The following is a 14,057-nucleotide window of genomic DNA, read 5'->3' as shown; positions in this document are numbered from 1 at the left end:
TTAAGAACTCTATTTTTATAGCGAAAAAGTGTCAGGGTGTGCGTTGTCATTGGTGATAAAAAGGTAACGGTATGTAACCAATGCTTTTGATTTTAAACTTATTTAATTGCTTTTTTAGCTTAAGGATCGCCAAGCAAGCATTCACTCAATACAGCTAAATTCAGGCATAAAAAAACCACCTAAAGGTGGTCTTTTTACGTATAACAACAACGTGCTATACAATCAACACATTAACCAAGTTTTTTAGTTACATAGTCGATAGCTGATTGAACAGTTGTGATTTCGTTAGAATCTTCATCTGGAATAGTGATGTCGAAGTCATTTTCGAAAGACATAACAAGTTCTACTAGGTCTAGAGAATCAGCACCCAAATCATCCATGAAAGATGCTTCGTTTTTGATTTCTTCAGCTTTGATACCTAATTGTTCTGCAACAGCTTGTTTAATGCGTTGTTCGATATCGCTCACAGGAATTCTCCTCATTGCTTGTGGCGGCTTTTAATTGCCTGATAGTTTAATTGAATATTTACTTTTTTCAAAGTTTATACATCGCATTACGCCATGTATAAACCACCATTTACGTGTAATACTGTGCCTGTAATGTAACTGGCTTTGTCAGAAGCCAAAAAACTTACTGCATTTGCAATATCTTCTGGTTGACCAAATCGGTTTAACGCAACTTGATCACTCATTTTTTTGCGAATATCTTCACTTAACTGCTCAGTCATTTCTGTTGCGATAAAACCAGGTGCAATACAGTTAACTGTAATCTGACGGCTTCCCATTTCTTTTGCAAGACTGCGACTGAAAGCCTCAATCCCTGCTTTTGCAGCAGAATAGTTGGCTTGTCCTGGGTTAGCAAAATGCGCAACAACAGAACTGATATTGATAATGCGTCCAAAGCGAGCTTTGGTCATACCTTTCAATACACGTTTAGATAAGCGGAATACAGCTTTAAGATGAATATTCAGAATATCGTCCCAATCATCTTCAGACATACGTAACAATAAATTGTCTTTGGTAATCCCTGCATTGTTCACAAGTATCATCACTGAACCATATTTTTGTTCAATGTCAGATACCAATGCATCAATTGCAGCACCATCACGTACATCAAGTAATGCACCAGCACCGTTTTCAGCAAAAACTGTTGAAAGTTTTTCTGCGCCCGCTGCTGATGTTGCCGTACCTACAACAAAATAACCGTCTTGAATCAATTGCTGAGCGATGGCAGCACCAATCCCTCGGCTCGCGCCTGTCACTAATGCGACTTTGCGTTCTTGTGTCATGCAATTTTCCCTTCAGCCACTAAGATAGCATTCAGTGCATCTTCCATACGACTTTGTGTATCGAGTGGAAATGCTTTTTCGATATTTGGTAAACGTTTTGCTAAATTCGCCAATACATTACCTGGACCACATTCAGCAACATACTGAATACCTTGGTCTTGGATGAATTGCATGGTTTTAGTCCACTGTACTGACTGATACAGTTGCGCCGTTAATGCTAAGCGTAATTGGCTTGTATCTGTCGCGATTCCAGCATTGACATTTTGTATTACAGGAATACTTGGTAGCTCAATGGCAGTTTGTTCCAAAGCTTCTGCAAACTGTTCGGCAGCAGGTTTCATTAGAGAACAATGTGATGGTACAGATACAGGTAATGCAATTGCTTTACCGCCGTTTTCTTTGGCAACAGTCATGACAGCTTCGACTAGAGTTTTGTCTCCTGCGATAACAACTTGGCCTTGTGCATTATAGTTTGCAGCTTCAACAGAACCACGGCCTTGCACATTGGCTTGCTCGCACAGTTCAAGTACTTTCGCGTCATCTAGACCGAGAATAGCCGCCATCGCGCCTTGCCCCTGAGGCACAGCACTTTGCATTAATTTACCGCGTAAATTTACCAACTTGACTGCATCTGCCAAAGTCATCGACTCTGCAGCAACTAAAGCACTGTATTCGCCTAAGGAATGACCTGCGAGGTATTTTGGTACAACACCACCAAGATCTAACCATACACGCCATAAAGCAATACTTGCTGTCAATAAAACAGGTTGAGTATTTTCAGTTTGATCTAAACCTTCACCGCTTTGTGCAATGTGCCATAAATCAAAACCGATGGCATCTGATGCTTCAGTAAAGGTTTCTTGTACACCACTAAACTGTTCTGCAAGTTCAGCAAGCATACCCACTTTTTGTGAACCTTGACCTGGAAACAAAAATGCAGTTTTTGTTGCTTGAGCTGCTTGTTCGAGTCGTTTGGCAGACATATAAAAAGTCCCTTATTTAATCTTGATCGTTTCCGATGGCGCAATTTTACATTAAAAAAAAATTTATTTAATTGCGAAATACAACAAAAAACCCAGTCATTGAAAACAAAAAAAGGGAGCTTTCGCTCCCATTTTTTTACTAAGCTTGCGCTTAATAGTTCACCAATTATTCAGCATCAGCTGCTTTAGCGAATAATTGACGACCACGGTAGAAACCATCTTTAGTCACGTGGTGACGACGGTGAGTTTCACCAGTAGTTTGGTCTACAGTTAATGCATTCTCGGTTAAAGCGTCATGTGAACGGCGCATGTCACGGCGAGAGCGACTTTTACGGTTTTGCTGAACGGCCATGATGGCTCCTTACAAATCGAAAAAATGGATCAGAACAAATTCGGTTGTCTTAACTTAACAGTATAACACAAAATTTAGTTAAGTTTACCCTTCAAACCTGCCAAAACTTCAAACGGATTATCCCGTTTTTCTTCAACAGTGTCCTGAACGGCTGGTTGATGCTTATGTTCACAAGCGTCATGCTTAGGAGACAGAGGCATCAACAATAACAATTCATCTTCTAAAAGTGCAAGTAAATCAACAGTCGAAGGAGTATTGGTTAGATAATCCCCTTTAATTGTTGCTTCACTTTCACCTAGTACGATGAAATCAGCATCCTCATCCAAGCGCTCTATCAGTGACTCATCATCTATTAAAGCCAAATGGAAGTCAGAAACTAACGTAATTTCAACAGAATCCAGACAACGCTGACATTCCATTGGAACTTTAGTATCTACATGACCATCTAGCCAAACAATACGATGATACGCATCCATTGATAGCTTACAGTCTATATTGATCAATTGATCATCAATTGATCCAACAGCTTCACGGGAAATACGAACAAAGCGAGACAATGGCAGGGTACCTGACCATGTAAAGCCTTGTTCAGCCCATTTAAACGGCTCTATCTGTGCCGGAAAGGTATTTGCTGACATAATTAAGGCGGCAATTCTACAAATTCATAGGTACTCTGTCAAAGATTAAGATACAATTTTGTACTTATTTAGACAGATCTCTTGAGTAATACAAGCCATGCATCAGTTGCAGCCGCAACCTGAAGTCACTACTTCATTACAATTCAATACGCATTTAACTTCTGAAAACACATTGCAAGCCACCGATGTGCAACGCTTATCATGGGCTAACTTACAAACAGAAGTGCAACACGTTGATTGGCTTATCTTACACTTTAATCACTGGTTTTCCCACTTAAATGTGACGCTTGTTCGTGGTGATTTTGAACCAGAGTATTTCCCTGCTAGCCAACACAGCCCTGCCCGTATTCAGTTTGCGCATGGTTTTTTCAACAGCGCTCTGCACGAAATTAGTCATTGGAGCATTGCCGGAGAACAGCGCCGTTTATTGCCTGATCTCGGTTATTGGTATGCACCCGATGGTCGTACAGCTGAACAACAAGCCTTATTTGAGCAGGTTGAAATCAAGCCTCAAGCCATTGAATGGTTATTTTCCAAAGCATTTGGACGAAAATTTCGAGTTTCGCTGGATAATCTGACTGGTGAAGGTGGTGACGGCTCGACATTTAAAGACAATGTTTATGCACAAGTTCAGGATTTTTTTTCGGGTAAAACCAAACTTCCACGCGATGCAAAGCACTTCATTCAGTGTATTTGTCTATGTACTCGAGGTGGCAAAACATTACAAAGCACTGAATTTAATCGTAACGATCTTGATTAAACCCGTAATTTTTTAAAACATTGATTGCAACGATTTACTTTCCCAAGTAATAATTGAATTAACAATAAATCAGGAGAATAAATATGCTGCATTTAAGAGTACATCCTGACAATCCTCAACCACGTTTAATCAGCCAAGCAGTCGAAAGAATTCGAGCAGGTGATGTTGTGGTTTACCCAACTGATGCGGCTTATGCAATCGGCTGTCAGATTGGAAATAAAAGTGCAATGGAGCGTATTGCTCAGATCCGCGGTCTAGGGGCAAAGCATCAATACGCGATTATCTGTGCAGATTTATCTGATATTGCAACCTATGCCAAAGTAGACAATGCAATGTATCGTCTACTTAAAGCCAATACCCCAGCCGTAACCACATATATTTTACCCGCAACCAGTGAAGTTCCGCGACGCTTGATGCATCCCAAGAAAAAAACCATCGGCTTACGTGTTCCAAGTAATCCCGTCTGTCAGATGCTATTAAAAGAGTTGGGAGAACCCTTACTGACCAGTACTTTGATTTTACCTGGTCAAGATGCACCAATGGATGATCCCTACGATATTGAACAATTATTGGAAAAACGTATTGATGTGTTTATTGACAGTGGTTTAGGTACCTTAACCACCACCAGTATCGTTGATTTATCAGGAACGAACCCTGAAATTATCCGTCGTGGTGTAGGCGATGTAAGCGCTTTTGAATAAGTACCGAAATATATTTAATCATTGTTAAGTGATTAAAGAATCAAGGCTTGATAGAAGTAAGATGCGATGGATTTATTCACCACATTATTAAATATTAATAATGTACAAAATGATCAAATTTTATTTGTTGAAAAGCCTTGGACACCGGAATCACAAGTTCGTGTGTTACATGTCTCTTTCGTTAAAAATCCCTTAGCAAAAAACTTTCAGTTCTTTTTAGCAGTCAATGAACTAAAACGTTTGGTCTTGCAGTTTGAAACTCGAAATGTTTGTTTAAGAGAGATGTGCTATTTAATTATCGAACATGCCCTTGAAAAAAATTAAATTATTTAACATCTTTAAAATTAAGATTAAATATGAAAAAAATTCTTTATGTCTTGGTCATTATTCTTGGGGTACTTATCAGCTATCCCTTTATTAAATCACCCAATGTTCATATTTATCATGAACAGCATGAAATCATTTTAGAAAACATTTTCTTGGATGAATATTATTTAGGTTTCAATAAGCTAAAAATTCAATCTATACAAAATCATACCCTTATTTGTGAAATTGAACACTCCCACATGCCTCACCCCGAAGATCAGCAACAGGTTAATACTCATCAAGTAAGCATTCATCAAGCAAATAATAAGCAACAGATCAGGCTCAAAAAAGGGTTCAATGATGAACTGAGTATTTGGGGAAGTGCATTCCAACACCCCACAGCAAAACCGTGTTTATTAAAAAATGAAACTTATATTGTTTCGGTCTGGGGAAACAACGGCTCTGGTTTTTCAACACGTAAACGCTTAAAAATCACCATTCCATGAGCTGTGATTTGAGATCTATCAATTACACAACAATTATATTTTTAGATTGGTATTTTTCTCAATTCAGTTTATAAACAAAGCACAATCCTAAAAACAAATGCTTAATTATGATTTATAAGGTACATCATTTACATTGTGGAACCATGTGTCCGATATGCGCACCACTATACGGACAAAAAGGTTTGTATGGCAAAATGGTGTGTCATTGCCTATTGATTGAAACAGACAAAGGTCTTGTATTGGTCGATACCGGTTTTGGGATGCAAGACTACCTACATCCGCAAACCCGCTTAGGTAAAGCTTTTACTAAAATCAGTGGGATACAAGCTGATTTCAATCTCACAGCCATTTCTCAAATTCAACAATTGGGTTTTAAACCATCTGATGTTCAACATATTTTGGTGAGTCATTTAGACTTAGATCATGCTGGTGGTATTTCAGACTTTCCCAATGCAACAGTTCACATCTTATCCAGTGAGTTTAATGCAGCACAAAAACTTTCAGTCATGAACAAATTGCGCTATCGGCCGCAACAATTTAAAAATCATCGTTACTGGAATTTTCTTGAACCTAAAAATGGCGAAGCATGGTTCAATTTCCAAAAAGTTCAAGGTTTTAATATTTTCAATGATGAAATTCTATTGATTCCTTTAGTCGGCCATACTGTAGGACACTGCGGTATAGCGATCAAACAACAAGATAGATGGTTATTGTTCTGTGGCGATGCTTATTTTAATCATCTAGAACTCAACCCCAAGAATAGATTACGCGCGCTCGACAAAATTGAATATCTCCTAGCGGAAGATAATACATTGCGCTTAAAAACATTATCACAACTGCAACAGCTTGCACAGAATGAAGCAAAAATTGAAATTATCTGTGCCCACGATCCTGTTGAACTAGACCGATATTTAAAACATGCTTAAATCTCAATTATTACGTTATACCACTATTTTCGCACTCAGCGTACAGCTTTCAGCATGTATGACAACTGCTGCACTTCCAGATCATGAGCGCCCAAAACAATGGGGAAGCATCGTTGCTCCACAGTATAATTTTTATCGGATCAGTGACACCGTTTTTCGTAGTGAACAACCCAGTGCTGAACTTATTCCTGAGTTAAAAACCAATCAAATTGATGTCGTGATTAATTTAAGAAGTCGCAATAAAGATAAAACAGTACTTTCAAAACAAAACTTTCAATTGGTTCATATCCCGATCAATACTTGGGCAATTGATCGTCATGATCTACTCAATGTCATGAAAACAATTCAAATCGCAAAAGCCCACAACCAGAAGGTTTTAATCCATTGCTATCATGGTTCTGATCGTACTGGGGCAAGTGTTGCAATGTACCGAATTATTTTTGAGAACTGGTCTGTGAATGATGCTTTAAATGAAATGAAGCATGGCGGTTATGGCTTTCATCCAATCTGGGGCAATATTGAAAAACTTTTTACCCCTGAAAATATAAAATGGATCCGTGAGCAGCTCGCGAATCCATCTTTAACCACAAATACCTAACTCATAGCGTTTAACGTCGGTCTAGAGGTACCCACTCGATTACCCAAGCCGACTTCATGCCTAGACTCGCATCAGAATTGATCTTCTTACGTGCTGAATCCGCAGTCTCTCGATCTTTCGATGGTCCAACCATAATACGAATACCTTTTGAGGTTGGACTCTTGGTCACTTTATACCCTTTGGCACGTAATTTAGCAGCGACAGCATCGGCATTGGCTTCATTGGCGGCAAGCGCAACTTGTACCATCCATTGCTTATCACCATTTTCAAGCAAATCACGTGCTTTTTCAGCTTCCGCTTTTTTCTTTGCTTCTTCTTGTGCTTTGTGTTTTTTATCCGCTTCTGCTTTCTTGTCTTCCGCTTGCTTTTTCTCAGCAGCGGCTTTCTTTTCAGCATCTAGCTTACGTTTTTCATCTGCTTTTTGTTGTTCTTCTAATTTACGTTTCTTTTCTTCAGCGGCTTTTTTATCTGCTTCTGCGGTAGCTTGACGCTTCTGCTCAGCTAACTTTTTTTCAGCATCGGCTTTTTGCTTTAATTGAGCATTTTGCTGTTCAAGTTTTTTCTGCTCTGCTGCTTTCTGTTGTGCTTTGGCTTTTTCATCCTGTACCAGCTCAGGAGGAATATCAGCCCCTTCCTGTGCTGCCGCAGCAGCTGCACCACGTCTTGCATTTGCAGCAGCATACTCTTCAGCTGCTTTACGTGCAGCATCTGCTTCTGCCTGTTGTTGCATACGTAAAAAATCTGCTGCTTTTGCTTCTTGTTCAGCAACCGCTTTTTCACGGGCACGCTTCTGCTCTTCTAACAGACGTTTTTCAGTCGCAACATCGACAGTCAACGGCTGCAATTGTACAGGCTCACCAGCAGGTGCCGCTTTATTTTGCTGAGCTTGGCTTGTCGGCTGTGTCTCTGCTTGGCTTTGGTGGATTTCTTCTTTACCTTTTAGAAGCAATGCCGCCAATAGAACACCACCACTTAATAAAACAACACCACCCATCCAGCGTTGTTTGTTATTCATTGACATTCGTCTAAATACTCCCAGACCGCTTCTAAGGTATGGAATGAACCACACACCAAAATCAGCTGATTATTATTGGTTTCTGCAAGCGCTGATTGAAATGCTGCTTGTACACAATCAAACTGTTCAACTGTCTCATGCTGTAAAGCAGTTTGTAATTGTTCCAATGATGCCGCACGAGGCACAGTTAACGGTGCAATTTTCCACTTTAATACAGTATTTTTCAACAACTTGACCACAGAATCTACATCTTTGTCGGACAACATTGAAAAAACAGAGACAACTTCTGTGTACTGTTTATTGTATTCTAGGAATTTTCGCAATTGCTTTAACAAAAATTCTACACCATGCGGATTGTGTCCCGCATCAAAAATTACTGTTTTATCGTGTATTTTTCTAATTTCAAAGCGCCCTGACAATTGTGCGTTCTGAATACCTTGCGAAATCGCCTGTTGTGAAACCGTTAAACCGCTCACCAAAATTGCAGCGACAGCAGCAGAAATATTTTCCAGTGCCAAGTGTCCTAAAGGAAGTTTTAAAGTCGTTCCTGAGCTTGCAAAATTCCAAGATTGACCATCTTCTGAATTATCATAAAAATAATCATGGTTTAGCGCATACAGCGTGGCATTGGTTTCTTGTACTTTATGTTGTATCGCTTGTGGTATGTCTTGTGTACCGGCAAAAATGACAGGGATATTTGCTCGAATAATACCGGCTTTTTCATAAGCAATTTTTTCAATTGTATCGCCAAGCCAATCAGTATGGTCTAAACCAATATTGGTAATCACAGCCACATCTGGATCAATCACATTGACAACATCCAAACGACCACCAAGACCAACTTCAAGTACCCAAACATCACATTGTTTTTGTTTAAAAATAACAAATGCAGCCAAAGTTGTGGCTTCAAAAAAAGATAAAGATAAATCACAAATACGGCGGGCTTGATCAACCGCAACAAAAGCATCAATCAAAGTTTGATTATCAACTTCTTGTCCAGCCAGTTTAACCCGTTCATTAAAACGATAAATATGTGGAGACTGGTATAAACCAACATTCAGCCCTTGCGCATTCAGAATCGCAGCGAGTGTTGTTGTGGTTGAACCTTTGCCATTTGTTCCAGCAACGGTAATCACTTTGGCTTTAGGGTTAATCACCCCGAGTTGTTCTGCCACAGGAATCACGCGCTCTAAGCCTAAATCAATCCCTGTAACGTGAACATGGCTCCAATAATCGAGCCATGTTTGTAAATCATCAGTATTTAAAGGTGCTGTTTGGTTGTTCAAGGCAAATTCATCAGTTTCGCTACAATACGATATACAGTATCACGTAATGCGTGACGATGAACAATTTGATCGATTACACCATGATCAAGCAAAAATTCCGCACGTTGGAACGGTTCTTCCAGCTTCTCACGTACTGTTTGTTCAATCACACGTTTACCCGCGAAACCGATCATCGCTTTAGGTTCAGCAATATGTACATCACCTAACATTGCCAATGATGCTGTTACACCACCATACACTGGATGGGTTAATACCACGATATACGGAAGATGCGCATCTTTGATTTTTTGAATCGCCGCAGAGGTACGCGCCATTTGCATCAAAGACAACATGCCTTCCTGCATACGAGCACCGCCTGAAGCAGCAAAACAAATCAGTGGTTGCTTATCTTTAATCGCTTTTTCAGCAGCTTGTACAAAACGGTCACCGACCACAGTACCCATTGATCCAGCCATAAAGTCGAATTCAAATGCGCATGCAACCATTGCAATATTTTTAACTTGACCTTGCATCACCACAAGGGCTTCAGTTTCACCTGTTTTTTCCTGCGCTTCTTTAATACGCTCTGGATAAGGCTTGCTGTCTACAAAATGTAAAGGATCTTTTGCTGCAAATTCTTGACCAAGTTCAGTGGTCACATTATCAAAAAACCAATTTAAACGATCACGTGCTTTCATTTTCAAATGTTCATCGCATGATGGACAAACATAGGCATTGAAAGACATTGCAGTACGAGTCACGAGTGCATGACATTCAGGGCACTCAATGGTTGGTTCTGTAAACGTCGCTTTGAGTGTTTGTTGTTGGTCAGGCATATGAATGCCTGGAACTGTACGATCTGTCCACGGCGTTGTTGCGCTGAGGATTTTCCCTGATTTCACTTCTTGATTCATACTAACTCATCGAGCGCGGCTCGAAGCTCCTTGACTTTATTCACTGCTGCTTCAACAGCTTGTTCTGGTGCAAGATTTGCAAATGGTTTGACAAAAGCACTTCCAACAATCACTGCATCAGCAACTTGACCTACGGCTTTTGCAGAAGCGGCATCACTAATCCCAAAACCTACCCCAACTGGAATATCGGTAAAGGTTTTGATTTTTTCAATACGTGCTGCAACTTCCGTTGTATCCAATGTTGCTGCACCCGTTACGCCTTTTAGAGACACATAGTAAATAAAGCCACTTGCTTGTTTCACTACATGCTGAATACGTTCATCGGTAGAGGTTGGTGCAAGCAAGAAGATTTGATCCATATTGTACTTTTGCAATACTTCATCTAAATCTTGTGCTTCTTCAGGTGGTAAATCCACAAGAAGTACACCATCAACACCACAGTCATTCGCATAAGCTACAAACTTTTCATAACCAATCACTTCTACAGGGTTTAAATACCCCATTAAAACAACTGGCGTTGTTGTATCTTTTTGGCGAAATTCTTTAACCATATTCAAGGCATCAAAGGTATTGGTACCCGCAGCTAAAGCGCGCTCTGCTGCAAGTGCAATCACTGGACCATCTGCCATAGGATCGGAAAATGGCAATCCAAGTTCAACTACGTCTACGCCTGCTGCAACCATTTGATGTAACAATGGTACGGTTACATGTGGTTGAGGATCACCCGCCATAACATAAGAAACCAAAGCCTTACGCTGTTGAGATTTAAGCTGTGCAAAACGAGTGGCTAAACGTGACATAGGATTGTACATTCCTTGAATTGTTCAAACTTGAGGAGTTTTTAGATCATTAAACACCAGTAAATAAATTCAAAATGGATTTATTTACGGTTTAATCATCCAAATGTATAAATACAAGACACTGCATTGTAACGCTATTTTTTACTCAAAGGATAGAGTCACATAGTCGCTCTCGCGTATCTTGTTTTATATCACCAATAATAAAACAACCCATGGATACATTTAGCGCTATTTTCAAGTTGAGGACAATGATCAAAGCTACCTATTTTCAAGCTTACAAAAAAATATCATTATGAGTAAAAAATAAAGTTAAATCATTACCCTACAGCCAAACACCCTATCACCCACATCACTTAATTATTTTTCAGAAATTGCAAAAGCTGTTTATACTAGTCAGGATTCTGATTTTTTATCTCCTCTTATGACCACACATTCTCAGGCTAAAGTGCAAGCCAGCGTGCTTGCGCTCTTGCCGCTTATTGTTTTTTTAGCCATTTTTTTAGGCAGTGGTATTTATCACACGATCATTGGTACTGAGTTTGCTTTTTATCAAGTGAAAGCCCCTATTGCTGCTCTTCCTGCAATTATTTTGGCCATCCTGCTGTATAGAGGGAAAATCAATGCCGCTATAGAAACATTTTTGCATGGTGCAAGCCATCCCAATTTAATTTTGATGTTTATGGTCTTTATGCTTGCAGGTGCCTTTGCCAGCGTAACCAGTGCAATCGGTAGTGTGGACTCCACTGTTCAATTTGGTTTATCGATTATTCCATCTGAATTTGTCCTTCCGATGCTTTTCATCATTTCGGCCTTTATTGCCACAGCAATGGGAACATCGATGGGAACCATTGCTGCATGTGCGCCGATTGCTTTTGGTTTTTCTCAAGCAACGGATATTCAGCCCATTTATGCAATTGGTGCTGTGGTCAGCGGGGCAATGTTTGGTGATAACTTATCCATGATTTCAGATACCACCATTGCAGCGACTCGAAGCCTAAATGTAGAACTGCGTGATAAATTTCGAGTGAATATCTGGATTGCACTGCCTGCTGCGATCATCACTATATTGATTTATATTTTGACCAGTCATCATGCACAAACCATTGAATATAAAAACTATAACTTATGGCTTATTTTGCCTTATGTAATCGTGTTCTTTTTAGCATTTACACGTTTACATGTACTTGCAGTACTGACCATCGGAATAGTACTTTCGGGTTGTCTTGGCATCATTGAAAATCCTGAATTTACCCTACTTAAATACAATACCGCTATTTATGATGGCTTTGTGGGTATGTTTGAGGTTGCCTTACTTTCTATGTTCTTAGGTGGTTTATCTGCGATTATGCAAAAAGAAGGCGGTTTAGAATGGTTAATTCAACGTATTTATGCCTTAACTCGCCGATTTAAAATCGGTCAGCAACGTGCGGGAGAAATTGGAATTAGCTTCCTTGTGGTTTTCTCGAATGTGTTTGTCGCAAATAATACTGTTGCCATCATCTTATCTGGAGACATGGCACGAGAAGTTGCCAAAGAATATGCTGTTGATCCCAAACGTGCAGCCGCATTTATGGATATTTTCTCTTGTGTGGTTCAGGGCTTGATTCCATACGGTGCACAACTATTACTTGCATGCTCAATTGCCAAACTGTCCCCTGTTGAGCTGATTGGTTCGATTTATTATTGTTGGGTATTGGCGATATTTGCAATCTTGGCAATCGTATTTAGATTTCCTAAATTAAAGATAACTTGAAATCATGCTGAATCATGGTTTTAAAAAACCAATTCAACAATCAGATCAACCTGTGTTTTGTGCATAAATTAAAAAATTACAATCGTACTAAGCACTTAGATAGTAGCAATATTATCTAAATGCTTTTTTTTTAAAGCATAATTTATTTGAACTGTTTTTTCACAATGACTTCAACTGTTGTTTTTTCTCGAGCAGGGTCTGCCCACTAAAAGCCTTATATGCTCTGGTTAAAGCTGACTGATCTGAATAACCTAACTGCATCGCAATTTCACTGAACGGCATGTGGCTTTCCAATAAAAAATCACAACGCTTCATCCGTTCAATCTCTACAATTTTTTTAAACGACGTCTGTAAGTCACTTAACTGTCGTTGTAAAGTCCGGGTGGATATATGAAGTTCTTGAGTAAGTTCTTCAATTTTTGGGGCTTGTTGTTTTAACTTTAAATATTCTGCCACAATCAAATGTAAACGCTGAGCAATGGTTTCATAGCGAGGTTTAGATGCAATAGCTTCCTCTGCCTGCTTGACCAAAAGCTGCATTAAGGACGGATCTGCCTGCTGGATTTTTAAATTTAAACCTGCTGAGGCTAAGACAAAACTGTATTGCGGTTGATGGAAAGAGACTTCACAGCCGTAGAACTTTAGATAATGATACATCGCCATTTGTGGTGCATGAGCAAAATGCACCGCATGTAATGGAAATTGGTTTGGCGGTACAATTTTACGCGCGAGATGCATCATTAACGCATTGGTAAATTCATTAATAAGAATGTATTTTTCATGATGAAAGGGCCAAATTAAATGTACATATTCTCCCTTGAGCTGCATTTGCATTGGAATAACTTCGTCACCATCAATCACCAAACGACTAAAGCGCATAATATTTTGTAAAGCTTCTGCCACGGTTGTACTTCGTGATGCCATATAGCCCAAAACACCAAAATGCTCAGGTCGCACATATTCTGCCATTTCAAAAACGATCTGAGGGCAATCTAGCGCTTGTTTGGTTTTTTCAATCAGTTGATGAAAGAAGAAATAGGAAGATTGTGTATCAATCGGCTGTGACAAAATTCCAATTAAATGTTTTTTTTCATCCGCTTGTAAGAAATCAAGCGTCGCAAGATCAATCCCTCGTTCAGACAGATACATCTGCCAGAGATGAAAATAACCATTTGGGATCTGTAATTCCTGCATCGTCTTGCACTCTTTTTAATCCTTTAACTTAGAAAATTGACATTACAAATTTTCATTT

17 protein-coding genes are annotated in these 14,057 nt (G+C 39.4%); 7 read left to right on the top strand and 10 right to left on the bottom strand.

Going from position 1 to position 14,057, the window contains the following annotated elements:
* Positions 1-230 precede the first annotated feature (230 nt).
* The 5 genes from acpP to FHR28_RS02480 all read right to left on the bottom strand — a co-directional run bounded on the left by acpP (position 231) and on the right by FHR28_RS02480 (position 3,261).
* Entirely contained in the window at positions 231-467 is a 237-nt protein-coding gene (gene acpP, locus FHR28_RS02500) for an acyl carrier protein (RefSeq protein WP_004723957.1), read from the bottom strand.
* Between the two features lie 86 nt (positions 468-553).
* Positions 554-1,288 carry a 3-oxoacyl-ACP reductase FabG gene (fabG, locus tag FHR28_RS02495; protein ID WP_004723960.1) on the bottom strand — a complete coding sequence of 245 codons (735 nt, stop codon included), beginning with the start codon at positions 1,286-1,288 and terminating at the stop codon, positions 554-556.
* Positions 1,285-2,271, bottom strand: a complete 987-nt coding sequence (gene fabD / locus FHR28_RS02490) for an ACP S-malonyltransferase (RefSeq protein ID WP_004723962.1) — start codon at positions 2,269-2,271, stop codon at positions 1,285-1,287. The genes fabG and fabD overlap by 4 nt, the downstream gene beginning before the upstream one ends.
* 166 nt (positions 2,272-2,437) lie before the next feature.
* Complete coding sequence (gene rpmF, locus FHR28_RS02485) at positions 2,438-2,623, bottom strand: 50S ribosomal protein L32 (RefSeq protein WP_004723964.1); 186 nt, start codon at positions 2,621-2,623, stop codon at positions 2,438-2,440.
* A gap of 74 nt (positions 2,624-2,697) precedes the next feature.
* Positions 2,698-3,261 carry a YceD family protein gene (locus FHR28_RS02480; protein ID WP_004723966.1) on the bottom strand — a complete coding sequence of 188 codons (564 nt, stop codon included), beginning with the start codon at positions 3,259-3,261 and terminating at the stop codon, positions 2,698-2,700.
* A gap of 97 nt (positions 3,262-3,358) precedes the next feature.
* Between FHR28_RS02480 and FHR28_RS02475 the strand changes: the two genes are divergently transcribed.
* The 6 genes from FHR28_RS02475 to FHR28_RS02450 all read left to right on the top strand — a co-directional run bounded on the left by FHR28_RS02475 (position 3,359) and on the right by FHR28_RS02450 (position 7,058).
* Positions 3,359-4,021 (top strand): elongation factor P hydroxylase, encoded by a 663-nt coding sequence (locus FHR28_RS02475; protein ID WP_166781864.1) that lies wholly within the window; start codon positions 3,359-3,361, stop codon positions 4,019-4,021.
* 83 nt (positions 4,022-4,104) lie between these two features.
* Complete coding sequence (locus FHR28_RS02470; RefSeq protein ID WP_004723971.1) at positions 4,105-4,722, top strand: L-threonylcarbamoyladenylate synthase; 618 nt, start codon at positions 4,105-4,107, stop codon at positions 4,720-4,722.
* 66 nt (positions 4,723-4,788) lie between these two features.
* Positions 4,789-5,046 carry a hypothetical protein gene (locus tag FHR28_RS02465; protein ID WP_154130637.1) on the top strand — a complete coding sequence of 86 codons (258 nt, stop codon included), beginning with the start codon at positions 4,789-4,791 and terminating at the stop codon, positions 5,044-5,046.
* Positions 5,047-5,078: 32 nt separating this feature from the next.
* On the top strand, positions 5,079-5,534 hold the full coding sequence (locus FHR28_RS02460; protein ID WP_154130638.1) for a hypothetical protein: 456 nt from the start codon (positions 5,079-5,081) through the stop codon (positions 5,532-5,534).
* Positions 5,535-5,641: 107 nt separating this feature from the next.
* Complete coding sequence (locus FHR28_RS02455) at positions 5,642-6,460, top strand: MBL fold metallo-hydrolase (protein WP_154130639.1); 819 nt, start codon at positions 5,642-5,644, stop codon at positions 6,458-6,460.
* The gene (locus tag FHR28_RS02450) at positions 6,453-7,058 is read left to right on the top strand and encodes a dual specificity protein phosphatase family protein (protein ID WP_151802959.1); all 606 of its coding nucleotides are present in this window, start codon (positions 6,453-6,455) and stop codon (positions 7,056-7,058) included. Before FHR28_RS02455 ends, FHR28_RS02450 begins: the two co-directional genes overlap by 8 nt.
* Before the next feature lie 10 nt (positions 7,059-7,068).
* Here FHR28_RS02450 and FHR28_RS02445 read toward each other — a convergent pair whose 3' ends face one another.
* Genes FHR28_RS02445 through trpA form a run of 4 tightly spaced genes read right to left on the bottom strand, consistent with a single transcriptional unit; the run spans position 7,069 to position 11,052 of the window.
* On the bottom strand, positions 7,069-8,079 hold the full coding sequence (locus FHR28_RS02445) for an SPOR domain-containing protein (RefSeq protein ID WP_056514007.1): 1,011 nt from the start codon (positions 8,077-8,079) through the stop codon (positions 7,069-7,071).
* Positions 8,070-9,359: a bifunctional tetrahydrofolate synthase/dihydrofolate synthase gene (gene folC / locus FHR28_RS02440; RefSeq protein ID WP_154130640.1), complete on the bottom strand. Its 1,290-nt coding sequence runs from the start codon at positions 9,357-9,359 to the stop codon at positions 8,070-8,072. The genes FHR28_RS02445 and folC overlap by 10 nt, the downstream gene beginning before the upstream one ends.
* Positions 9,356-10,252, bottom strand: a complete 897-nt coding sequence (accD, locus tag FHR28_RS02435) for an acetyl-CoA carboxylase, carboxyltransferase subunit beta (RefSeq protein WP_004723984.1) — start codon at positions 10,250-10,252, stop codon at positions 9,356-9,358. The genes folC and accD overlap by 4 nt, the downstream gene beginning before the upstream one ends.
* A complete protein-coding gene (gene trpA, locus FHR28_RS02430) occupies positions 10,249-11,052 on the bottom strand; it encodes a tryptophan synthase subunit alpha (RefSeq protein WP_004723986.1) in 804 nt (267 codons plus the stop codon). Before trpA ends, accD begins: the two co-directional genes overlap by 4 nt.
* A 421-nt stretch (positions 11,053-11,473) precedes the next feature.
* Between trpA and FHR28_RS02425 the strand changes: the two genes are divergently transcribed.
* Entirely contained in the window at positions 11,474-12,805 is a 1,332-nt protein-coding gene (locus FHR28_RS02425; protein WP_056514005.1) for a Na+/H+ antiporter NhaC family protein, read from the top strand.
* A 159-nt stretch (positions 12,806-12,964) separates the two neighbouring features.
* Here the strand turns inward: FHR28_RS02425 and FHR28_RS02420 are convergent, their stop codons facing one another.
* Positions 12,965-13,999: an AraC family transcriptional regulator gene (locus tag FHR28_RS02420; protein ID WP_105714431.1), complete on the bottom strand. Its 1,035-nt coding sequence runs from the start codon at positions 13,997-13,999 to the stop codon at positions 12,965-12,967.
* Positions 14,000-14,057: the final 58 nt, after the last annotated feature.

It is taken from the genome of Acinetobacter sp. BIGb0196 (assembly GCF_011759595.1).
Classification (GTDB): Bacteria; Pseudomonadota; Gammaproteobacteria; order Pseudomonadales; family Moraxellaceae; genus Acinetobacter; species Acinetobacter guillouiae.
The sequence above is the reverse complement of the archived record's forward strand: the minus strand, read 5'-3'. Positions and strand labels throughout refer to the sequence as shown.